The sequence below is a fragment of the Bradyrhizobium sp. CCBAU 53340 genome, assembly GCF_015291645.1.
Taxonomy (GTDB): Bacteria; Pseudomonadota; Alphaproteobacteria; order Rhizobiales; family Xanthobacteraceae; genus Bradyrhizobium.
Genome location: NZ_CP030055.1, coordinates 5,875,459 through 5,897,771 on the forward strand (window position 1 = coordinate 5,875,459; position 22,313 = coordinate 5,897,771).

The window sequence follows — 22,313 nt, forward strand, 5'->3', positions numbered from 1 at the left end:
AACAGCGGTATTTCGGCCTGCGGGCGAGCTACGGGATTCTACGTAGGTAACCCCCCTTAAGATATCTCGCGAAATTTTCGAAGCACCCGGTACCGCGTAGAAAAGCGTCATCACAACGGAGATGGCGCAGATGCTGACCCAGACGCTCAACACCCAGGCGATCAACACTCAGATCGGTGGCAAGATTGCCCCCGTCCATCCCGTTTCCGACCAGTTCGGCGCGATCACCGGCCATGTCGGCCTGGTTGCCACCGAGTTCTCCTACCGCAAGGACGAAGAGATCTACGGCGAGGAAGAGCCGGCGGAATATGTCTACCAGGTCGTCTCCGGCGCAGTCCGCAGCTACAAGCTTCTCTCCGACGGCCGCCGCCAGATCGGCGCCTTCCACCTCTCCGGCGACGTGTTCGGCCTCGAATCCGGCGCGACCCATCGGCTCGCCGCCGAAGCCATCATCGACACCACGGTGCGCCTCGTGAAGCGGACCAGCCTCGAGAAGGCCGCCGGCACCGACGTCGTCGTCGCCCGCAAGCTCTGGGCCATGACGGCCGGCGAGCTGCGTCACGCCGAGGACCACATGCTGCTGCTCGGCCGCAAGACCGCGATGGAGCGGGTTGCGACCTTCCTGCTCGAAATGGACCGCCGCCTCGCCGTTGCCGGCATGATGGCGCTGCCGATGTGCCGCCGCGACATCGGCGACTATCTCGGCCTCACCCTCGAGACCGTCTCGCGCGCGCTGTCGCAGCTCCACAGCCAGGGCATCCTCGGCTTTTCCGGTGCCCGCCAGATCGTGCTGCGCAACCGCCAGCGCCTGCACAATCTCGACGCCTGATCTTTTCGTCCTCCCTACCAACTTGGCCGGCTGAATTCGTTCAGCCGGCCATTTCTTTTGCAGCGGTCATGCCCGCGCGCCGGGTCTCCGGCATCACGAAGAGAATCAGCAACAGCCCCGTCGCGGCGATGCTTGCCAGGCCGAAGAAAGCCGTGGCATTGCCAAACTTGTCGCTGACATAGCCGCCAAGCGCGGTGCTCAGGGACGCACCGATGCCGGTCGCGGTGCCGACAATGCCCTGCGCCAGGTTGAAATGCCCGCTGCCGAAGGCGACATCGGCCACGATCAGCGGAATCATCACGGCGAACACCGCGGCCGTGAAGCCGTCGAACACCTGCACCGCGACCAGCAGATACGGATCGCGCACGGTCGCAAACAGCAGACCGCGGATCGTCAGGGCACCGAACCCGATCAAGAGCAGCGGCCGCCGGCCCCAGATCTGGGCCTGACGCCCGACCGAAGGCGACAACAGCGCCACGATCGCCTGTGGGACGATGATGCAGGCGGCCACCAGCACCGTCGCCCACTGGCTCGATCGCGCCGTCACCGCGCTTGCCATCAGCGGCATCATCGAGGCGTTGGCAAGTTGCAGCAACAACACGCTGAGCGCAAAGACGATGAGCGGTCGCTGCCGGACCAGATGCCAGATATTGGTGTCGCCGGGCTCAGGCGCCTCGCGCGGCATCTCGCCGTGGCAGCGCGCGATGTCGACTTCCTCCTCCCGGATCCGCGACAGCGCGATCAGGGTCGGGATCGCGAGCAGGAAGGTGACCAGGAACACCGAGCGGCTCGACAAAAGATATCCGGCCGTGCCCATCACCGCGGCGGCGACGCCGTTGCCGAGCGAGGCAAAGCGGGCGTTGCGGCCCAGCCGCTCGCCGATCGCGAGCGGGCCGACGAGGCCCAGGCTGATCGCGGCAATCGCCGGGCCCAGCACGCAGCTCGCCGCCGCATGCAGCGTAGCCGCCGTCACCACGACGGGGAAGAGCGGCATCGCCGCGTAGGCGAGCGCACAGCAGCCGATGGTCGCGATCGCGAGCGCCGCGACCAGCCGCTCCGATTTCGCGGCGTCAATGATGGCGCCGCCCGGCATCTGGCCGATCAGCGCGACGATGCCGCCGATCGACAACACGAAGCCGATCTCGACCTGCGTCCATTTCTGCGTCGTCAGATAGACCGCGATGAAGGGGCCAAAGCCGGTCTGCACGTCGGCGAGGAAGAAAATGAACCAATCGAGGCCGCGCAGGCTGCGGCGGGAGGGCGCTGGAATGCCCGCAAGGACGGGCACGGCGACGTTGTCCTGTTCAACGCGTCCTTCGCGCTTCTCATGATGAGGCTTCCTCGACAAGAGCACAGGCGGTCAGCCCTCCCCCCTCCTCACTGGATGGCTTGCAACGGTTGGAGACTGCCGGACGCACCTAACACGACCATCGGCGTGTCTTCCTTGTATTCCGGCGCGGCCGCGACCTGCGCCTTGGTCAATTCCAGCGTGATACTGTCCTTCTTGTTGGTGATCTTGCCGAAACGAAGCGCGTTCCAGTCCACCACGATCTTGCGGCTGCCGACGCCGAGGAAGCCGCCGAAATCGATCACGGCGGCGCGCACATGGCCGTTGAGATCGACGATGACGTCGACGATGTGGCCCATGTCCTCGTCCGCGGCGCTGCGCACGTCGCGGCCGAGCACGCCGTGGGCGTCGCTGGCGCCGATGATGGTCACCGATGGCGGCGGTGCGGCATCCTTCGGCGTCACCGGCACGACCGAAGCCGGCGCTTGCACCGTCGGCGGCGCGTTCGCCTCGTTCGTCGGCGCGGGCAGCTCCTCCGCGGCACGCGATATGGCAACCGTCAATCCCGCAACGATCGCCACGCTCAGAACTGTCCATCCGGCGGTACGCATGAACCCTCCTCGCAAGGCTGCTAATGCGCCAGCACGATCGACACCTGGATCCGGCCCCGCGTGCGCAGCACCTCCAGCGCCACGTCGTGACCGTGGCGGCTGATGCGCAGATCGACGCTGGACTCGCTTAGGCGCAGATCGCGCAGGATGACCTCGTTCAGGAACGCCGGCAGATGCGGATTGCGCAGGCGAATCTCGCAGCGCTCGACGTCGAACTCGATGCCGAGCGCCGCCTCCAGAAGCGTGAACGGCGTCGCGCTGGCCCAGGCCTGCGGGGCACAGGCGACCGGATAGAGCGTCGGGCCGCGCCGCTTCTCACGGCGAAAACCGCAGAACAATTCCGGCAGCCGGCGCAGATCCATGTAGGTCGCGGCGTCGAACAGGCCCTTGAACACATGCGCGACCGAGTGCTTGAGCCCGTAATGCGCGAGGCCGAGCGCGATCAGCGCGTTGTCGTGCGGCCAGATCGAACCGTCGTGATACGACATCGGATTGTAGCGCACCTCACCGCGCGCGACGGTGCGGATGCCCCAGCCCGAGAAGAAGTGCGGCCGCATCAGATCGGCGGCCACGAGACGGGCGCGGTCCTGGCGAATCATGCCGCTGAACAGCACCTGCCCGGCATTCGAGGTGCGAACCTCGCAGCGCCTCTTCTGACCGTCGAGCGCGACGGCATAGGTGCCAAGTTCCTCGCACCAGAATGCCTGTTCGAAGCGTTCGGCAAGCGCCCTGGCCTCCGTCTCGAGCTTGCTGGCGAGATCGGCCTTGCCCAGCTTCACCGCGCATCGCGCGGCGAGCTGCTTGGCCATATAGACATAGCCCTGCACCTCGGCGAGCGCGATATTGCCTTCCGCGAGCTTGCCGTCGGCGTGGAAGATGGCGTCGTAAGAGTCCTTCCAGCCCTGGTTGGCGAGTCCCTTTTCGGTCGCGCGCTGGTATTCGACGAAGCCGTCCTGGTCGGGGTCGCCGGGTCCGTCGATCCAGGCGAGCCCCGCCTCGATCGCAGGCCACAGCTCGACCAGCGTCTGCTCGTCGCCGGTGCGCTCGAAATAGCGCCCCGCCAGCAGGACGAACAAGGCGGTCGAATCCACGCTGCCGTAATATTGCGAGAACGGCACCTCGCGCAGCGCCGCCATCTCGCCGCCGCGCATCTCGTGCAGGATCTTTCCCGGCGCGGCATCGGCGAGGGGATCGACGGCCTTGGCCTGGAAATGCGCAAGCCGTCGCAGCACGCCCTTCGCCACCCGCGGATCGACCCACAGCATCTGGAGCGCCGTGATCAGGCCGTCGCGGCCGAACGTCGTCGAGTACCAGGGGATCCCGGCATAGGGATAACGCCCCTGCGGCGTCTCCGTCATCAGCATGTTGAGGTCGGCCATGGCCTGGCACAGCACCTCGTTGAAGATGTTGTTGGAGGTCTCGATGTTCGCAGCGCCGATCGCCGATCGCCGCATCTCGCGGCGATGCGCCAGCAATCCCCTGAAGAACCTTGCCGGCTTCTCCGCGACCGGCCGGTTGCAGGACACGGCCACGAACAGCGATTTGGCCTCGTGCGGATCCAGCTCGAGTTGCCAGGTCGCGGCATTGACCGAGAGCCGCGTCGGACGCGGATCGAAGTGCAGGCCGGTGGTGCGTTCGGCGTCGTCGAGACCGCGATATTCGAACAGCACGTCGGTCGGCCCGAGCAGCCTGCTGGTGCCGGTCCCGCGGCGCGGCCGCCGCTCGCCGCGGACCTCGAACAGATCGGCAAAATCATTGTCGAACAGCAGCGTCAGCTCGAAGCCGGCACGCTGCTCGCCGTGGTTCTGCAACCCGATGCGCTGATAGGCGGTGCCGCGCCACAGGAAGATCGTGCGCACGATGTGCAGCAGGTCCTTTTGCAGCACGATGCGGCCCTGCCGGTAGATATCAGGGTTGGTGAGATCGACCGTCAGGCCCGAATTGTCGTCGCGCAGGTTCGAGCCGAGCAACAACGGCTGGAGATCGTCGAGCACGAGCTCCAGCCGCGCCAGATAGCGCGTGTCGTGGTTGAACAGGCCATCCGGACCACCGGCCGAGGCGCCGATGTCGCCATGGCTGTCCAGCACGATGAAAGTATCGTCGTGCTTGAGCGAACGACGGGGCCGCGCGGCGGGTCCCGTCATGGGAATGTAGAACGGCTGCTCTGCGACGGCCTCTACCGTCTGCGATACCGAAATGATCTTGGTGACGGCTTCGGCTGCCATGAGCTGCTCCCCTGCGTCTTGTTTTGCGAACGCGGCCAACGCAAACGCAACTATCGGGTCTACGCGGCGAACTTCGCGAGCCGGCTCATTTCCTGCGTCACCAGCTCACGATACGGACCGTGGCCCTGCATCAGCCGATCAGGCGCGCCATCCTCGATGATCTTGCCGTTCTTGAGCACGACCACGCGGTCGAAATTGCGCAGCGTCGCCAGGCGATGCGCGATCGCGATCACAGTACGGCCGCGCATCAGCCGGCTCAAGGCCTCTCGGATCGCCTCCTCGGATTCGCTGTCGAGCGCGGCGGTCGCCTCGTCGAGCAGCAGGATCGGCGCATCCTTGAGGAAGGCACGCGCGATCGCGATGCGCTGGCGCTGGCCGCCCGACATCTTCACGCCGCGGTCGCCGACCATGGTGTCGAGCCCTTCCGGCAGGCTGTCGATGAAATCGCAGCGCGCCGCGATCGCCGCGCGCAGCACCTCGTCGTCGGTGGCGTTCGGCCGGCCGTAGCGGATGTTCTCTCTGATCGAGCGATGGAACAGGGATATGTCCTGCGGCACGACGGAGATCGCCTCGCGCAGGCTCTGCTGCGTCACCATGGAAATGTCCTGGCCGTCGATCGTCACGCTGCCCTCGTCGACGTCGTAGAAGCGCTGCAGCAGCGTGAACAGGGTCGACTTGCCGCCGCCGGACTGGCCGACCAGGCCGACGCGCTGGCCGGGCTGCAAGCGCAGGCTGAAGCGCTCGAAGATCTTTTCGCCGCCGGGATAGCCGAAGGTGACGTTGTTATAGGCGATCGCTGCGCCGCTCTTGACCAGCGGTTCGGCCTCAGGGTGATCGCGCAATTCATGCGGCACCAGCAGCGTGGCGATCGCCTCGGTCAGGCGCGCGACGTGCTGGGTGACGTCGACCAGCGCGACCGCAAGGTCTCGCGTCGCATTGAGAATGGACAGGCCGAGCGTGCAGACCAGCACGACGTCACCGGTGGTCGCCTCGCCCTGCTCCCACAGCGTGATCGCCCAGCCCATCAGCGCCACGGTCAGAATCACGGTCACGCCGGCGTGAGTAAGCCGCAGTTTCTCCAGATAGCGCAGGCTGCGCCCCCGTGCGGTGAGCTCCCGGTTCACCGTCGCGTCGAACCGCTCGTGCTCGTGGCCGATACCGCAGAAGGCACGGACCAGCGGCATGTTGCTGATGACGTCGATCATCTCGCCGTCGACGACGGCGGCCTTATCGGCAAAATCGTCATGCAGCGGCTTGCCGGCGGCGGCCAGTCGAAACATCGCAATCACCATCCCGCCGGCGATCACGATCAGGCCCGCCGCCATGTAGGGGCTCACGGTTCCGATCAGCATGATCGCCGCAACTGTGGCGATGCAGGGCGGCAATACGTTCCAGACGAACATGTTCTCGACGGTGAACACCGCGTTCGAGGTCGCCGTGATACGACTTGTCAGCATGCCCGGCATGCGATCCGAGAAGTAGCTCGGCGCATGCCCGGTCAGATGACGAAATATGTCGCGGCGTAAATCGCCCGTGACACGAACGAAGGTGAAGCTCGCGGTCCAGCTCGCGATCCGCCACAGGAAATTGTCGGCTGCGATCAGTGACATGAGCAGAATGAATGCCAGCCATACGCTGCCGCCATGCGAGGTTCCCGCCGACAGACTGTCGACAAGGGATTTAACGCCGTACTGCGTGCCTACCGAGCAGGCAACGGCTGCCACGACAGCGGTCAGGATCACCAGATGCGACGTCAGCCTGCGCCGCAGGTAGCGCAAGACAAAGGCAAATGGCCTGCGCGCGTATCCAGAAAGATGATCCATGTGACACTCGACCCCGTCGTGATGACTTCAATTGTTCTTACTGGCCGATTGAACATCGACCCGTTCGCCTCGGTTCCCGGGCAATGTGATCACGACATGCGGATGCGGACGATCTGAGAAGAGGTGATGGCAGCATCGAGACGCACGCGCGATGTGTCGAATAAGTAACGTTTGTTGAGAGGAACTTCGCAACTGCGGGAACGTTCCCTTGTTGGCATGCCGGTGCCCGATACACGGCGGGGGTTTCAACGTACGTTCACATGATCGCAGAGGAGATGGTGAGATGCGCATCGCGCAGGTAGCTCCGTTGACGGAGGCTGTTCCACCCAAGCTGTATGGCGGCACCGAGCGGGTGGTGCATTGGTTGACGGAGGAGTTGGTTGCCCTGGGCCACGACGTGACATTGTTCGCCAGCGGCGACTCGCAAACATCGGCGAAGCTGGATGCCTTGTGGCCGCGGGCACTCCGTCTCGACGGTTCCGTGCGCGATCCCAATGCGCTGCACATGGTGCTGCTGGAGCGCGTGCGGCAGAAATGTGACGATGAGGAGTTCGACTTCCTCCACTTCCATCTCGATTACTATCCGTGGTCGCTGTTCTACCGCCAGCCGACGCCGTTCCTGACCACGCTGCATGGCCGGCTCGATCTGCCGGAGCATCAGCCTGTGTTCAACACCTTCTCCAAGATGCCCGTCATCTCGATCTCGAACGCGCAGCGGCGGCCGGTGCCGCAGGCGAACTGGGTGACGACGATTCACCACGGCCTGCCGGAAAATCTGCTGACGCCGAAGCCTGCCAAGCAGGAGTATCTCGCCGTGCTCGGCCGCATCGCGCCGGAGAAGGGCGTCGATCGCGCCATCAAGATCGCGACCCATTGCGGGATTCCGCTGAAGATCGCGGCCAAGGTCGATCGCGCCGACCAGGATTACTATGACGAATTGATCAAGCCGATGATCGTGAACAACCCGCTGGTGGACTACATCGGCGAGATCAGCGACAACGAAAAGTCGGACTTCTTGAGCGGCGCGCTCGGCCTGCTGCTGCCGATCGACTGGCCCGAGCCGTTCGGCCTCGTGATGATCGAAGCCATGGCCTGCGGCACCCCGGTGGTCGCCTTCAACCGCGGCTCGGTGCCTGAGATCATCGATGAAGGCCTCACCGGCTTCGTGGTCGAGGACGTCCTCAGTGCCGCCGGCGTGGTGGGACGTCTTGCGCAACTCGACCGCACGGCCATCCGCAAGCAGTTCGAGAAGCGCTTTACCGCACGGCGGATGGCGCTCGACTATCTCGCCGCCTATCGCGGCCTGACCGAAGAGCAGGCGCCGCGGATCAAGCTGGTGAGCAGCGCGGAATAAGGAGCGCACTGTCGCATCAAGGCACGCTGTCATGCCCCGGCTTGACCGGGGCATCCAGTACGCCGCAGCTTCTCGGTTCAAACATTGCGGTCTCTGGAATACTGGATCGCCCGGTCAAGCCGGGCGATGACAGCGGAGTGTGTGGCTATAGCGGAGGGCGAGCGGCGGCGATGACTACCCCACCACCGCCCGCTTCGGCTCGACGATCTCGAACATCCGCGGAAACTCGTCCATCAGACCCATCAGTTCGGCGAGCTTCATCGGGTTGCCTGACAGCTTCACCTTCCCTGCCGCAACCGCTTCCGGAAAGCTCGTCAGCTTCGCGATCACCTCGTCGAGCGTGGCGCGCGCCAGCGTGAAGCTGGCGTCGGCGTTCGCGGCCTGCACGCCTTGCGCATAAGTGAGCGCGCAATTCTCGAGGTTGAGCACGAACGTCTCACCGGTGTCGGAAAAGCTCCAGTTCAGCACGATGTGCTTGCCTTCCGCCTTCGGGCCGTTGAGACGGATGCCGAGCACATCCCAGAGCTGCTCCGTGCGCAATGCCGCCAGGGTCTCGCGCGGCATCGGCGGACGCGGCGGGGTCTTCGGCATGCCCTGCCGCAGCTCCTGCGCGCCGAACAGATAGGCGTTGCGCCAGGTCGAGCTCTCCGCCGCGTAACCAAGCTGCTCCAGCGTATCGGCCAGCAACGCGCGCGCCGCCTGATTGTCCGGCTCGGCAAAGACGAGATGGCCGAGCGCCTGCGCCACGAAGCGGAATTCGCCCTTGGCAAAGTCGGCGCGCGCCCGCGTCAGGATCGCATCCGCCCCGCCCATATACTCGACATACTTCTTGCCCGATGCGACCGGCGGCAGCGGATCGAGATTGACCGGATTGGCGTCGTACCAGCCGAGATATTTCTGGTAGATCGCCTTCACGTTATGCCTGACGTGGCCGTAATAGCCACGGCCGTGCCAGGCGCCTTCCAGGCTCTTCGGCAGCTGGATCGTCTCGGCAATCTCCGCGGCAGTGAGGCCGTGATTCATCAGGCGGATGGTCTGGTCATGCGCGAACTTGTAGAGGTCACGCTGCTCGCGGATCATGGTGTCGATCCGCTCAGCTCCCCACACCGGCCAGTGATGCTGCCCGCACATCGCCTCGGCCTTGCCGCCCCATAGCTGCAGCGCCTCGCCCAGATATTTCGACCAGGCCAGCGCATCGCGCACGTCGGCGCCGCGGAACGGCAGCAGATTGTGGAAATTATGCGTGCAGTTCTCGGCGAGGTTCAAGAGCTTGTAGCGCGGAAGGAAGAAGTGCATCTCCGCCGGCGCTTCGCTGTTCGGCGCCATCTGGAATTCGAATTCGACGCCGTCGATGACACGCTTGTCGCCGGTCGCCATGATCAGATCAGTCGGGCGCAGCAGCGCGACCGCCCCCGCCGCCATGGTCTTGCCGAGGCCGCAATCGACCTGCCCGCGCACGCCCTTGGCCAGGAACGGCCCAAACTGGTATTGGGCCCGGCGCAGCATCGCCGGCCCCGCGATGATGTTCTCGGAGACGGCGTGCTCCATGAACAGGTTCGGCGCGATGATGGGCACGCTGGCCCTGGCCAGCGCGTCCTCCTCGAGCACGCCGCGCGCGCCGCCCCAATGGTCGGTGTGGGTGTGGGTGAAGATCACGGCTGCGACCGGCTTCAGGCCGCGGTGCTTGAAGTAGAGATCGAGCGCGGCGCGTGCGCCTTCGATCGAGGTCAGCGTGTCCACGACGATGACACCGCTGTCGCCCTCGATCAGCGTCATATTGGCGATGTCGAGCCCGCGCACCTGATAGACGCCGGGCACGACCTCGAACAGGCCGTGCTGCATGTTGAGCCGCGACTGCCGCCACAGGCTGGGATTGACCGTCGGCGGCGCCTGTTCGGAGGAGAGAAAGCCGTAGGGCTCGAGGCTCCAGACGGTCCGTCCTTGCGGGTTCGCGATCTTGGCGTGCTCGATCGTGCCAAGGAAGCCGCGCGCGGCGTCGTCGAAATCCCGCGTGTCGGAAAACGGCAACGCATTCAGCATTGCCTGATGCTGCGCAATGACGGACGGCGTTGCGTCCTTCGGTTCGCTGCTGGAAATCTCGGTCATCGGGATGGCTCCTCCCCCTGCTCTGGTTGAAGCCATCTAAACCCATTCGCGCAGTGGTTCCAACAGTCGACGACCGGTCATGCCGGTCGCCGAAACTCGTGAAGCCGGCTCTAATGCATCCCCAGCACCCGCGGCAGCCATAGCGTCAGATCGGGCCAATAGGTCACGATGACGAGGAAGCCGAGCATGGTGAGCAGCCACGGCATCACCGCCCCCGCAAGGTCGGTGATGCGCATTCGCGCGATCATCGAGGCGACGTAGAGGTTCAAGCCGACAGGCGGATGGCAGAGGCCGACCTCCATGTTGACGTCCATGACGATGCCGAAATGGACGAGATCGATGCCGAGCTTCTTGGCCGCGGGCGCCAGGATCGGCGCCATGATCAGGATGATCGAGTTCGGCTCCATGAAATTGCCGGCGAGCAGCAGCAGGACGTTGACCAGCAGCAGGAAGCCGACCCAGCCGAGGTTCTGCGCCGCGATCCAGTCGGCGAGCGTCGCCGGCAGGTTCTCGTTGGAGAGCACGAAGGAGAACAGCACCGCGTTGGTGACGATATAGAGCAGCATCGCGCTGGTGTTGGCGGCACGGAGCAGCACCCGCGGCACGTCCTTCATCCCGATCGCCCTATAGACGAACACCGAGATGAAGAACGAATAGACCGCGGCCATCGCAGCCGCTTCGGTCGCGGTGAACAGGCCGCTATAGATGCCGCCGATGATGATGACGACCAGCATCAGGCCCCAGATGCTCTCGCGGAAGGTGCGCAACGTCTCGCTCCAGGTCGCCTTCGGCAGCCGGGGATAATCGCGGCTCCGCGCGAGCCACCAGGTGACGACGCAGAGCATCGTCGTCAGCAGGATGCCGGGGAGCAGACCCGCGACGAACAGCGCGCCGATCGAGGTGTTGGTCGAAACCGCGTAGACGATCTTCGGGATCGACGGCAGCATCAAAATGCCGAGCGAGCCGGCGACCGTGATGATGCCGGCGCCGAAGCGCATCGGATAGCCGTGCCGGACCATCTCCGGCAGCACGATGGCGCCGATCGCGGCGACCGTCGCCACGCTCGAGCCGCACACCAGCGCGAACATCGCGCAGGCGACGATGCCGGCGAGGCCAAGGCCGCCGTGCCAGTGCCCGATCAGCGAGGTCGCGAAATTGATCATGCGCCGCGCGACGCCGCCATGGGTGAGGAAATTGCCGGCGAGGATGAAGAACGGGATCGCCATGATCTCGAAGCCCTCGATGCCGGTGAAGAGCTTCATCGAGACGGCTTCGATCGGCACGGCCGTGAGCGTGAACAGGAACGTCATCACGGTGAGGCCGAGCGCGATCGAGACCGGGATGCCGGTCAGCATCAGCGCGATCAGCAGCGCGAACACGGTGGCCGCGCGCATCCAGTGCGGCAGCACGATGAAGCCGGTCTTCTCGCCAAGGCACAGCGCGAAGATCAGGATCGGCGCCAGGATCAGGATCACGCCAAGCGGCGAGACTTTTCGCGCAGCGGCCCTGGTGGCGGCGCCGGCGGGCTGCGGATGCAGCGCCGGCGAAGCGTCCGCTTCCACGCCCTCGACATGAGACTCGTCATGATGCGGCAGCTCGCCGGTCCAGAAATAGAACCAGGAGACCTGCAGGAATCGGAAGCACATCAGGCCCGAGCCGAGCGGGATCGCCAGATAGACGAACCACATCGGCGCTTCCAGATCGTTGGATTGCTGCCCGGTGTGGAACATCTCGCGGACGAAGGAGGCGCCGAAGGTGGCGATCATGCCGGTGAACAGCGCGCCGCACAGCAGCGAGAACAGGATGACGTGCTTGCGCGAATGCTCCGGCAGGCGGTTGACGAGCAGATCGACGCCGACATGGATGCCGGTGCGCACGCCATAGGCCGCGCCGAACTTCGCCATCCAGATGAACATGTAGATGCAGAGTTCCTGCGCCCAGGACAGGTCCAGCTCGGACATGAAGGTGAACACCGCCATCGACGCCGATGCGAGCCACGTCATGCCGTGCGCCGCCGCCCATCGCGACAGGTTGATCGATTCGCCTGCACCGTAACGGTGCACGACGGCGATGAAGATCAGTCCGGTTGCAGCCGCAATGAGCGTCGCGATCAACCACTCTTCGAGATGATTGAGCGCCTGGTTGAGCACGCGAAGCAAATCAAAGTCCCCCTATCGATGCGAAACGGCCGGGAGTGCATGCACTCCCGACCGTTCGTCTTGTTCCCCCGGACAACGCGTCAGTTCATCTTGACGTCGAGTTCCTTGGCGATGAGATCGAGCACTTCCTGCCCGACCCGGCCCTTGGCCCATTTATAGGTGGGCTGCATCGCCTCCTGCCAGGCCTTGCGGTCGGCGTCGGTCAGATAGTGCAACGTGGTCTTGCCCGACTTCTTGATCTCCGCCAGCGCGTCTTCGTTCTCCTGGTGCGCGATCTGGTTGGTGTAGTCGGTTGCGTCCGCCATCGCCTTCTCGAGCTGGGTGCGGATATCGGGCGGCAGGCCGGACCAGAATTTCGAATTGACGATGACGGCGTATTGCAGATGCGCGTGGTAGGACACGGTGATGTCCTTCTGCACCTCGTAGAACTTCTGCGTCAGATAGTTCGACGCGGTGTTCTCGCAGCCGTCGACCACCCCGGTCTGCAAGGCCTGGTAGACTTCCGAGAAGGCCATGATCTGCGGGATCGAACCCATCAGGCGGAAGTACTGGTCGGCAATCTTCGAGCCGGAGATGCGGAACTTCAGGCCCTTGAAATCCTCCGGCTTCGACAGCGGGCGATTCGACGACACCATGTGGAAGCCGTTGTCCCAATAAGCGAGCCCGGTGATTCCCTTGGCTTCGAGCTTCTGGAACAGCCATTTGCCGACGGTGCCCTTCATCGCGGCGGAATAGGTCGCGTCGTCCTTGAACAACCAGGGCAGGTCCAGCGCCTCGAACTCCTTGATGCCGAGCGGGGCGAATTTCGCGGTCGAAGGCGCGAGCATCTGCACCGAGCCGAGCTGAAGCGCTTCGATCTCCTCCTTGTCCTTGTAGAGCGAGGAGTTCGGATAGATTTCGACCGTGACCTTGCCGTTGGTGTACTTCTCGGCAAGTTCCTTGAACTTGAGCGCGCCCTTGCCCTTCGGAGTATCGTTGGCGACGACGTGGCTGAACTTGATGATGATCGGGCTCTGGGCCTGAGCCAGGTCCGAAGACAAGACCGGAGCCAAAGCGAACGCGGCCACAGCGGCCGCAAGCAAGAGTTTGCGCATGAAGGACCTCCCCAACAACCGAAGAAACCGGTTTCTTTTTGTTTTTACGGTTTCAGTAGTGGCAGCAATCGGCACCCTGAACAACTAGACCTAAGCCCAATTTGCCGCAGGCGAAACTAGCTTGACCGCGGTCGCAGGCGCAACCCTGCGCCCGCTCCAGCCAAGGAAGCGAGCGCTTATGTCGCATTGCGGAAACGCGGTTAACCTTTGCGCTGGGCGACCATGAACAGCCGCCGGAACGGGAACAGCGTCTGGCCCGCTTCATTCTTCGGATAGGCCTTTGCGACCCGCGCGCCATAGGCCGCTTCGAACGCCGCCTTCTCGTCGCCCTCGAGCACGTCGAGATAGCGGGTCAGCCAGGTGCCCTTGGTCCATTCCTTCACGGGATTTTCGCCTTGCAGCACCTGGAGATATTCGGTCTCCCAGATGTCGATGTTCGCAGACAGCGGCGCCAGAACATCGTGATAGAACGCCGGCCCCTCGACCGGCGGTGGCGTGACGAGGTGCTCGACCTTGGACCGCCACGGTCCATCTAGGGCGGTCTCGCCGATCAGGACATGCGATGGCGCCAGGAAGTTGCGCGGCATCTGCACTGCAAGTATCCCGCCCGGCGCGACCTTCTCCATGACCGACGGAAAGAGTGCCGCATGATTGGGCAGCCAGTGCAGTGCGGCATTGGAGTAGACCACGTCATATTGCCTGGCGGGGCGCCAATGGCCGAGATCTTCATGTGACCATTCCACCTCGGGCGCGGCCTTGCGCCCGGCAGCGACCATCTCGGCCGAGCCCTCGACGCCGGTCACCGCCGCTGACGGCCAGCGCTCCTTGATGAGCTTCGTGACATTGCCGGCGCCAGCGCCGAGGTCGGCGACCGTGCGCGGACCGATGTCGGGGATTCGCATCAACAGGTCGACCGCGGGCCGGAGCCGGTGGCCGGAAAACTTCAGATATTGCTGCGGATCCCAGACCATTGGTCGAGCCTTTTTGTTTTTCGTGTTTCTTTCGCGATGCCTCTTGGTTACCACTGCTCGTCCCGCTCAGGCAATTCGCCAGCCGCGCGGGACGGGCGGGACACCAAAGCAAAAGAAGACCCAACCAAGAGAGCGTGCGACCATGGACCTCGGGCTGAAATCGAAAACCGCAGTCGTCACTGGAGCCAGCATCGGCATCGGCCGCGCCATCGCCAAGGGCCTCGCTGCCGAAGGCGTGCGCGTCGTCGGCGTCGCGCGCCGAACCGACCTGCTCGCCGAGCTGGTGCAGGAGGTCGGCGGCGGGCTGATCACGCCGTTCGAGCAGGACGTCATGGCCAAGGACGCAGCCGAAAAGATCGCCGCGTTCGCGCTGAAGGAGCTCGGCCATGTCGACATCCTCATCAACAATGCCGGCGGCAGCCGCCCCCTTCCCGTCGATGCGCCCGACAGCAAATGGGACGAGGCGATCGCGCTCAACTTCACCAGCTACCGCCGCATCGCGCATGCGCTCTTGCCGCAGATGATCGAACGCAAATGGGGCCGCATCGTCAACATCACCGGCAAGTCCGAGCCGGAAGGCCTCAACGCCGCCTTCGCAGCAAAGGCCGCGGTGCACGCCTGGGCCAAGGGCCTTTCGCGCGAGATCGGCGAGCACGGCATCACCATCAACTGCATCCCGCCCGGCCGCATCATGAGCGAGCAGATCCGCCGCAACTACGCGCCTGATTATCGGGAGCGTTTCGCCGAGGAAGAAATTCCGGTCGGCTATTGGGGCGAGCCGGAGGACCTCGCGGTGCTCGCGGTGTTCTTGGCCTCACCGCTGGCGCGCTACATCACGGGCACGGTGATCCCGGTGGACGGCGGCTTGAGGCGGTATCAGTTCTAGCTTCCCGCACAGTGTCCCGGACGCGCTGCAAGCCGCGCCGCCCACCCACTGCCGCCATGATAACATCGTGCTGGTGTTTTGCCCGACGTGTCAACTTCACCGTGTCACGACGACGCTGTTCGGCGCAGCCCGAAAAACCTCTTGCCGATCAACGGGCGTTCTACTGTGCATGGGGTTGTTTTCGAGCCGTTTCCTTCAGGGCCCGAAAGAAAAAGCAGACAAGCTCACTCGGCCTGCAGGATCTCCGCGATTGCAGCGCCCGCTGCGATCGTGCCGAGCCTGCCGCCGACGTCGCGCGTCGCTCTGCCCTCACCAAGCGCCGTCGCTACCGCCGCCTCGATCGCGCGCGCCGCTTCCTCGTAGCGAACCGCGCCGCTCCTCTCGCCATGCCAGGCGAGCAGCAGCGCGGTCGACAGGATCAGCGAGACCGGATTGGCGACATCCTGCCCTGCGATATCAGGCGCCGAACCATGCGCGGCCTGCGCCATGGCGTAGCGGTCGCCGACATTGAGCGAGCCGCCAAGGCCGAGGCTCCCTGACAGCTCCGCCGTGAGATCGGAGAGGATATCGCCGAACATGTTGGTGGCGACGACGACGTCGAAACGATCGGGGCTCCGCACCACATGCGCCATCATGGCGTCGACCAGGATGTCGTCGACTTCGAGCCCGGGATAGTCCTTCGCGGCCGCGCGGCAGATGTCCAGGAACATGCCGTCGCCGATCTTGAGCACATTGGCCTTATGCACGATGGTGAGGTGCTTGCGGCGCTTCATCGCCAGGCGGCAGGCGGCGTGTGCGATACGCTCGCAGCATGCCCGCGTGATCCGGCGCAGCGAGATCGCAACGTCAGGCGTGACCAGCAGTTCGCCATTGCCCTGCTCCATGTTGCGATCGGCGTAAAAGCCTTCCGTGTTCTCGCGCACCACGACGAGGTCGAAGTCACCGATGCGGCCGGGTCTGCCGGCATAGGTGCGCGCGGGCCTGATGTTGGCATAGAGGTCGAGGTTCTTGCGGAAGTGGCGCGACGGGTTGATCTCGCCATGCGCCTCGTCCTTGAAGTCGAAGGTCGCGGTCGGTCCCAGGATCAGGCCGTCGGCGGCGCGGACGATGTCGAGCAGCTCGGGACGCACCGTGGTGCCTGAGAGCTTCAGGCTCGCGTGCCCGACCGCATGCTCCTCCAGGCGCAGATTGAGCTGGAAGCGCTCGGAGGCGGTACGCAGCACGCCCGATGTCGCGGCCGTGATCTCCGGTCCGATGCCGTCTCCCGGCAGAACGACGATGTGCATGATGATCCCCTTTCGAGAGCGGCACCGACCTTCGCGCATACAATGCATGCAAGCATATGCCTGTGGAAGCCGCCCCAAGCGTAGTACATGCCGGAGATCATCGAAGCCAGACCGCCGGAGCAAAGCGCTGAGGCAATGACATCAACGTTACCTGCCGCTGCGCGCGAGCCCGATCACCCCAAAGCCGATGGCCTGCCGGCCGAGCAGCGTCGCTGGGCGATCGCCGCCATCTTCACCGCGCTGGCGATGGCCTCGCTCGACACCGCGATCGCCAACATCGCGCTGCCCGCCATCGCCGCCGATCTGCATGTCAGTCCGGAGCAGTCGGTCTGGGTGGTCAACGTCTACCAGATCGCGCTGGTGACGACGCTGCTGCCGCTCGGGGCGCTCGGAGAGATCGTCGGGCACCAGCGCATCTATCTCGGCGGTCTAATCCTGTTCACTGCGGCCTCGCTGCTCTGCGCGGTGGCGTGGTCGCTGGACAGCCTGCTGGTCGCACGCACCCTGCAGGGCCTGGGGGCCAGCGGCATCATGAGCGTCAATACGGCGCTGGTGCGCTTCGTCTATCCCGGCCGGATGCAGGGTCGCGGCTTCGGCCACAATGCGCTGGTGGTGGCGACCGCCTTCACCTTCGGCCCCTCGATCGCGTCTGCGATCCTGGCGGTCGGCCCATGGCCCTGGCTGTTCGCGGTCAACATCCCGTTCGGCCTCGTCGCCACCGGCATCGGCTTTGCGATGCTGCCGAAGACGCCGCGCGCCGATCACGGTTTTGATTTTGTTGGCGCAGCTCTCGCCGCAATCTGCCTCGGCCTGTTCATCACCGGCATCGGCAGCGCCGCGCATAACCTGTCACCTGTCCTCGTGGGCATCGAGCTGATCGCCGCGCTCGCGCTGGGCTTCGTCCTGACCCGACGTCATGCCGAGCACCCAGCGCCGATGCTGCCGATCGATTTGTTCGGCCGGCCGATGTTCGCGCTGTCGGCGGCGACCGCCGTCTGCTCCTTCGCCGTGCAGGGCCTCGCCTTCGTTTCGCTGCCGTTCTATTTCGAGGACGTGCTCGGGCGCTCGCAGGTCGAGACCGGCTTCTTCATGACGCCCTGGCCGCTGGTGGTCGGCATCATGGCGCCGATCGCCGGCCGCCTGTCCGATCGCTACGCGGTCGGCCTGCTGGGCGGCATCGGACTTGTGCTGCTCGGCCTCGGCATGGCGCTGCTCGCGCTACTTCCGGCGAGCCCGAGCATTCCCGATATCGTCTGGCGGATCATGATCTGCGGCATGGGGTTCGGCTTCTTCCAGGCGCCGAACATGAAGGCGATCATGTCAAGCGCGCCGCCCCACCGCGGCGGCAGCGCCTCGGGCATCGTCGCCACCGCGCGCCTGACCGGGCAGACCACCGGCGCGGCCCTCGCCGCGGCCTGCTTTGCGCTTGCCGGTCACAACGGCGCCACCGTGGCGCTGGCGCTCGGTGCAGGCTTTGCCGCGCTCGGCAGCGTGATGAGCTTCCTGCGGCTGGCGGTGAAGTGAGCCGGCTTTCACGGCGCCTTCTGCGCGATCGGCCGGCTCACGACGGAGGCGGCATCGAGCGGTTCGCATGTGATCGTCCGTCTCAGTTTTGGTGGACCGTTCCAACCCGCAGTGTCGCTCACGGGCGTAAATGTATCTCCTTGCGGTGCCAGGATGATCGGCTCCGACTTCAGACAGGCATCGGGAAACGCGATGGCGTGGCCCGCGCTCTTCGAGAAACGCCCGACCAGCATTTGGGAGGCCTGCATCCGCGCAGCCGGCGAGGCCCGCATCGAACGATCGGGATCGAACGCGCGATAGCAGGACCAGTCGGTGTGGTGAGGCGCGAACTCATAGGTGATCCGGCACGTAGCGCCGGCTGATTTCACGAACGGCGCATCCGAGGGCGCCGCGGCGTCACGCTCGAACACCAGCGTTTGCAGCGTCAACGCTTCCGTCGTTGCGTCGGGCAAGACCGGCTTGTCAGGATCGATCGCGATTTCGCCGCGCGAGAACACCAGCTTGGTCTTGGCTTGCGCATCCCGGGTCTCCAACACCATCATGGGCCTCGCCGCCCATGAGCGATCCAGCTCCACATCACCGCCGCCTATTGTCAGCCTGATATTGCCGATGGCGGGATTGTCCTTGGCGAAATCGATCTGCCGAAGGCGCACGGTCTCTTTCGACGCTTCCAGGCTCAGAAAGCGCAAATCGTCGACCTTGCGCGAGATCGGCATCATCGGATCGAAGCGATCGTCGATGTTGAAGCGGACGATCTTCTTCAGCCTGGCCGAAGCCGGCCCTTTGGGTATGGCCGGCGGCGCGACGTCGATCACGAGCAGCGCGCCGCCCGGTGAAAAGGTGTCGCCAAACGCGCGCTGCCAGATCGCCGTCAGCGGCGAGGTCGTTCGCTGATCGACGTCCCGCGCGAAGACGATCTGTTGTCCGGGACGGATGACCGGAAAATCCTGGAATGCACCGAGGGCTGCACCCTTTCTGACGTCGTCGCCGGAGAAGTTGATGCATGCGGACCGGTCGTCGTTCCCGGACCGATCGACCGGCCGGGATGCCGAGCGCGAGCAGAAGCTGAGATCGTTGTCGATCGTCTTCTGCGGGCTGATGGCCGTCGCATAGATCGGGTCCGGCGCGCCTGGAATTTCCATCGGCAGCGGCGACGTCGCGAACATGTCGACCTCCACCATGGTCAGCAACGACCCGGAATCGGCGGAGCACAGATCCCGCCGCGGCAACGTATTGGTCAGAAGCCGCGCGGCATCGGCCCCAACGATGCAGGACATGGTGTCCTGCGGATTATTCCGGCTCATCCAGATCAGATGGTCCTTGCCGGCAGCATCGACCAGCAAATGCGGCGCCGCATGATGGCGACGCGGCGGCAGCCAGATCGGAACGGTTTCCGACAACATCGGCTCGCGCTTGAGCAACGCCTCCGGCAACTTGGTCACGCCGACCGAGCGCAGTTCCGCATCGACCGCGTTCGGGTCCTGCGTGTATTCGAACACCGGATGTTGTCCGCAGGTCATGCAGGTGACGGCGATATCGGATCGAACGTTCTCGAACGACAGGATGACCTGATCGGGATCGTCGCGATATTTGACGGGATCGACGGTCTTGAACGGATGATCCACCACCCGGCTGGCCTGGAAGGCGACTGAGCGGAATGGATCGGATTCGAACTCGAAATAGGTCGATCGATCCCAGCCGCGAAAGGCGTTGTATCCACCCATGCTGACGCCGGCCAGGACCATCTTCGAGTCGGTCTGGCACCGCGTCGCACTGCCGGTCCCGCTGCCGTTGCGGATATAGGTGCAGAGCCGGAACGCGGCGTTCTGCAGGATGCGATCGCAATCGTTCTGGTTATAGCCGTAGGTGGCGAGGCCGTGGCGGTAGCAGAGGTCGTGGAAGACGCACGCCTGTCGGAAGCGCTGCAGCACGAGATGGCGTTTGCCCCGAGAGTCCTTGCTTCCGTCGAAGAAGAGGTTGGTCAACGCTGGAAGGCTGCAATTCAGCCCCTCCCCGCTGCCGCCGATCGTGCTGACGACATCCGGTCCCGATTCGAAAGACGTGATGGTGGCGGGCATCTCCCCGTCGGTGATGTCGTCGACGTTCTTGTAGAGGGAATCGGCGACGAACGAGGGCAGATAGTTGAAGAGCAGAAAGATCGCGGCGATCGCCGCGATCGACCAACCGACCACCTTCCTGGACATGCCGCACCCCGCTGCCGCTGCAATCTGGTGTTATCCGAAGAACGATCACCTCCAGGTTGTTGCGCTGTCAAGCGGCGGGCTCACAATCGGGGCCAGGAATTTCAGCGGCCGCGTCGGATGTCAGGTCAGAGTCCGCGCTGCGGTCCCGCCGCTGGTAACGACCGGAACGGGCATTTGCTCATCCAGCGCGGCGAGGCGCGCATCAATGGCATCGATGACCTTGCGCGAGAACGGACCGAGATGGGCATAGGCCGCGATCATCTGCACTGCGATCCGCGCCGACGAGGTGTCGCGCTTGGCGCAATTCATGAAGGTCTGCCAGAGCGGTCCGCGTGCTTCGGGAATCGCGGTGACGACGCGATGTACGGTCTCCATCGCGCCGACTCGCGCGCGGATATCGCCTTCGGCAAGCTCGTGGCGCTGCCTCGAACGATCCAGCAGCGTCATCAATTTGTCGACGCGGCCCGCATAGGCGGCCGGGCTGTAGATGCGCTCCAGCACCGTCTTGTAGTCCATCAGGATGTCGCGCAGCGGCCGCACCGGATCGAAATTGATGCCGCCGGTGCACTGGTCTCCGCCCGTGGTCGAAGCCAGATCGTGATCCGCGTGTAGCCGGCCCTCCTTCGCAAGCCGGCGTGTGAGTTGCGTGTTCGGCAACGCATAGAGCAGGCCGACCATGGCGACGGGAATCGCGGCTTCCTCGATGAAATCGACCATGGCTTCTGCCATCGAGACCTTCTCGTTGTCGAAGCCGACGATGAAGCCGGCGGTGACGAGCATGCCGGCGGCATAGATCTTGTGAATGCTCTCGGCGATGTTGCGCCTTGTGTTCTGCTTCTTCCGCATCGCGACCAGGGTTGCCGGATCGGGGCTTTCGATGCCGACGAAGATGCCGAAGAAATTCGCCGCCCCCATCAGCTCCAAGAGCTCGGGATCGTCCGCCAGGTTGACCGACGCTTCGGTCGACAGCTCGAAGGGATAGCCGTGCGAGCGCTGCCATTCGGCGAGCTGGGGCAGGAACTGTCGCAGCGACTTCTTGTTGCCGATGAAATTGTCGTCGACGAAGTCGAGATGGCCGCGATAACCCATCTGGTAGAGCCGCTCGAGCTCGACGAACATCTGTTCAGTCGTCTTGGTGCGCGGCACGCGGCCGTAGAGCTCGATGATATCGCAGAACTCGCAGGTGAACGGACAGCCGCGCGAATACTGCACACCGAGATAGAGATAATCCTCGAATTTGAGCAGATCAAAGCGCGGCACCGGCGTCTTGGTGACGTCGGCCTGGAATTTCGGCGCAGTGAAGACGCCGGAGCGCCTCCCGCTCTCCCAGGCCGCGATGAATTCGTCGATGACGCCTTCGGCCTCGCCAAGCACCTGAAAATCGGCACTTGCGTAGATGTGGGGGCTCGACGTGGGATCCGGACCGCCGACCACCACCGGCTTGCCCACGGCACGGCACATCTCGATCAGCCGCAGCGTGTCGGCTTGCTGCGGCAGCATCCCGCCGGTGAAGACCACGTCGGCCCAAGCGAGATCGTCATCGCCGAAAGGCTGCGTGTTGCAGTCGATCAGCTTGACCATCCAGCTCTCAGGCAACATTGCCGCAACGGTGATCAGGCCAAGCGGAGCTGCCGGACGCCGGACGCCCATCAATTTGCAGGATTCGCCAAAGCTCCAGAAGGACTCCGCGGTGAACAGCGGATAGAGCATAAGTACGTTGCAGGATTGCGGCACGTTCACGGAACTCCCAGGGAACCTTCAAGCGCTTTGACCCAGTGTAGCAAAGCATCGCGGCCTTGCACCCCGGCAAAAAGGACAAAACTGTCGCTCACACTCAGGGCGCGGACGTCGCCTCAGGCCTGCCAATGACGTTCGGAGAGATGCCGCGAGCCGGGCGCCGGCCGACCCTTCAAGGCGCGCACAACACCGCCCCATCCGAAATCTTCCCTTAGC

General features: G+C 64.4%; 15 protein-coding genes and 1 pseudogene. 4 read left to right on the top strand and 12 right to left on the bottom strand.

Annotation, left to right across the window (positions count from 1 at the left end; all coding sequences use genetic code 11):
- The first annotated feature begins 130 nt into the window (after positions 1 to 130).
- Positions 131 to 829, top strand: coding sequence for a helix-turn-helix domain-containing protein (locus tag XH89_RS27735; RefSeq protein ID WP_194463539.1), 699 nt, complete (start codon positions 131 to 133; stop codon positions 827 to 829).
- Between the two features lie 40 nt (positions 830 to 869).
- Here XH89_RS27735 and XH89_RS27740 read toward each other — a convergent pair whose 3' ends face one another.
- The 4 genes from XH89_RS27740 to XH89_RS27755 are packed head-to-tail and all read right to left on the bottom strand — an operon-like array spanning position 870 to position 6,776.
- Complete coding sequence (locus XH89_RS27740; protein ID WP_194463540.1) at positions 870 to 2,183, bottom strand: MFS transporter; 1,314 nt, start codon at positions 2,181 to 2,183, stop codon at positions 870 to 872.
- 23 nt (positions 2,184 to 2,206) lie between these two features.
- Positions 2,207 to 2,728 (bottom strand): PRC-barrel domain-containing protein, encoded by a 522-nt coding sequence (locus tag XH89_RS27745; protein WP_194463541.1) that lies wholly within the window; start codon positions 2,726 to 2,728, stop codon positions 2,207 to 2,209.
- A gap of 20 nt (positions 2,729 to 2,748) precedes the next feature.
- A complete protein-coding gene (locus XH89_RS27750; RefSeq protein WP_194463542.1) occupies positions 2,749 to 4,953 on the bottom strand; it encodes an amylo-alpha-1,6-glucosidase in 2,205 nt (734 codons plus the stop codon).
- A gap of 59 nt (positions 4,954 to 5,012) precedes the next feature.
- The gene (locus XH89_RS27755) at positions 5,013 to 6,776 is read right to left on the bottom strand and encodes an ABC transporter ATP-binding protein (protein WP_194463543.1); all 1,764 of its coding nucleotides are present in this window, start codon (positions 6,774 to 6,776) and stop codon (positions 5,013 to 5,015) included.
- 283 nt (positions 6,777 to 7,059) lie between these two features.
- Here XH89_RS27755 and XH89_RS27760 point away from each other — a divergent pair, with 283 nt between their 5' ends.
- Positions 7,060 to 8,130, top strand: a complete 1,071-nt coding sequence (locus XH89_RS27760; RefSeq protein ID WP_194463544.1) for a glycosyltransferase family 4 protein — start codon at positions 7,060 to 7,062, stop codon at positions 8,128 to 8,130.
- A gap of 174 nt (positions 8,131 to 8,304) precedes the next feature.
- On the opposite strand, the gene XH89_RS27765 is transcribed toward XH89_RS27760, so the two are convergent.
- From XH89_RS27765 to XH89_RS27780, 5 genes and pseudogenes are all read right to left on the bottom strand, one after another.
- On the bottom strand, positions 8,305 to 10,236 hold the full coding sequence (locus XH89_RS27765) for an alkyl/aryl-sulfatase (protein ID WP_194463545.1): 1,932 nt from the start codon (positions 10,234 to 10,236) through the stop codon (positions 8,305 to 8,307).
- Positions 10,237 to 10,346: 110 nt separating this feature from the next.
- The gene (locus tag XH89_RS42150; RefSeq protein ID WP_367401024.1) at positions 10,347 to 11,630 is read right to left on the bottom strand and encodes a TRAP transporter large permease; all 1,284 of its coding nucleotides are present in this window, start codon (positions 11,628 to 11,630) and stop codon (positions 10,347 to 10,349) included.
- Between the two features lie 291 nt (positions 11,631 to 11,921).
- Positions 11,922 to 12,239 (bottom strand): annotated as a pseudogene (locus XH89_RS42155) (TRAP transporter small permease); the annotation flags it as partial.
- A 236-nt stretch (positions 12,240 to 12,475) separates the two neighbouring features.
- Positions 12,476 to 13,489, bottom strand: coding sequence for a DctP family TRAP transporter solute-binding subunit (locus XH89_RS27775; RefSeq protein WP_194463547.1), 1,014 nt, complete (start codon positions 13,487 to 13,489; stop codon positions 12,476 to 12,478).
- Between the two features lie 200 nt (positions 13,490 to 13,689).
- Positions 13,690 to 14,460 carry a methyltransferase domain-containing protein gene (locus XH89_RS27780; RefSeq protein WP_194463548.1) on the bottom strand — a complete coding sequence of 257 codons (771 nt, stop codon included), beginning with the start codon at positions 14,458 to 14,460 and terminating at the stop codon, positions 13,690 to 13,692.
- A 142-nt stretch (positions 14,461 to 14,602) separates the two neighbouring features.
- On the opposite strand from XH89_RS27780, the gene XH89_RS27785 reads away from it, so the two are divergent.
- Positions 14,603 to 15,346 carry an SDR family NAD(P)-dependent oxidoreductase gene (locus XH89_RS27785; protein WP_194463549.1) on the top strand — a complete coding sequence of 248 codons (744 nt, stop codon included), beginning with the start codon at positions 14,603 to 14,605 and terminating at the stop codon, positions 15,344 to 15,346.
- Between the two features lie 224 nt (positions 15,347 to 15,570).
- Here the strand turns inward: XH89_RS27785 and XH89_RS27790 are convergent, their stop codons facing one another.
- On the bottom strand, positions 15,571 to 16,632 hold the full coding sequence (locus XH89_RS27790) for an isocitrate/isopropylmalate dehydrogenase family protein (protein ID WP_194463550.1): 1,062 nt from the start codon (positions 16,630 to 16,632) through the stop codon (positions 15,571 to 15,573).
- Positions 16,633 to 16,767: 135 nt separating this feature from the next.
- On the opposite strand from XH89_RS27790, the gene XH89_RS27795 reads away from it, so the two are divergent.
- The gene (locus XH89_RS27795; RefSeq protein WP_194463551.1) at positions 16,768 to 18,156 is read left to right on the top strand and encodes an MFS transporter; all 1,389 of its coding nucleotides are present in this window, start codon (positions 16,768 to 16,770) and stop codon (positions 18,154 to 18,156) included.
- An 8-nt stretch (positions 18,157 to 18,164) separates the two neighbouring features.
- Here XH89_RS27795 and XH89_RS27800 read toward each other — a convergent pair whose 3' ends face one another.
- Positions 18,165 to 20,360 carry a hypothetical protein gene (locus tag XH89_RS27800; RefSeq protein ID WP_194463552.1) on the bottom strand — a complete coding sequence of 732 codons (2,196 nt, stop codon included), beginning with the start codon at positions 20,358 to 20,360 and terminating at the stop codon, positions 18,165 to 18,167.
- Positions 20,361 to 20,480: 120 nt separating this feature from the next.
- Positions 20,481 to 22,100: a B12-binding domain-containing radical SAM protein gene (locus XH89_RS27805; RefSeq protein WP_194463553.1), complete on the bottom strand. Its 1,620-nt coding sequence runs from the start codon at positions 22,098 to 22,100 to the stop codon at positions 20,481 to 20,483.
- Between the last annotated feature and the right edge of the window lie 213 nt (positions 22,101 to 22,313).

Excerpts from the sequence above, each read along its gene's own strand:
- XH89_RS27735 (WP_194463539.1), top strand. The coding sequence starts at position 131 with ATGCTGACCCAGACGCTCAACACCCAGGCGATCAACACTCAGATCGGT.
- XH89_RS27745 (WP_194463541.1), bottom strand. The coding sequence starts at position 2,728 with ATGCGTACCGCCGGATGGACAGTTCTGAGCGTGGCGATCGTTGCGGGA.
- XH89_RS27750 (WP_194463542.1), bottom strand. The coding sequence starts at position 4,953 with ATGGCAGCCGAAGCCGTCACCAAGATCATTTCGGTATCGCAGACGGTA.
- XH89_RS27755 (WP_194463543.1), bottom strand. The coding sequence starts at position 6,776 with ATGGATCATCTTTCTGGATACGCGCGCAGGCCATTTGCCTTTGTCTTG.
- XH89_RS27760 (WP_194463544.1), top strand. The coding sequence starts at position 7,060 with ATGCGCATCGCGCAGGTAGCTCCGTTGACGGAGGCTGTTCCACCCAAG.
- XH89_RS27765 (WP_194463545.1), bottom strand. The coding sequence starts at position 10,236 with ATGACCGAGATTTCCAGCAGCGAACCGAAGGACGCAACGCCGTCCGTC.
- XH89_RS42150 (WP_367401024.1), bottom strand. The coding sequence starts at position 11,630 with ATGCGCGCGGCCACCGTGTTCGCGCTGCTGATCGCGCTGATGCTGACC.
- XH89_RS27775 (WP_194463547.1), bottom strand. The coding sequence starts at position 13,489 with ATGCGCAAACTCTTGCTTGCGGCCGCTGTGGCCGCGTTCGCTTTGGCT.
- XH89_RS27780 (WP_194463548.1), bottom strand. The coding sequence starts at position 14,460 with ATGGTCTGGGATCCGCAGCAATATCTGAAGTTTTCCGGCCACCGGCTC.
- XH89_RS27785 (WP_194463549.1), top strand. The coding sequence starts at position 14,603 with ATGGACCTCGGGCTGAAATCGAAAACCGCAGTCGTCACTGGAGCCAGC.
- XH89_RS27790 (WP_194463550.1), bottom strand. The coding sequence starts at position 16,632 with ATGCACATCGTCGTTCTGCCGGGAGACGGCATCGGACCGGAGATCACG.
- XH89_RS27795 (WP_194463551.1), top strand. The coding sequence starts at position 16,768 with ATGACATCAACGTTACCTGCCGCTGCGCGCGAGCCCGATCACCCCAAA.
- XH89_RS27800 (WP_194463552.1), bottom strand. The coding sequence starts at position 20,360 with ATGTCCAGGAAGGTGGTCGGTTGGTCGATCGCGGCGATCGCCGCGATC.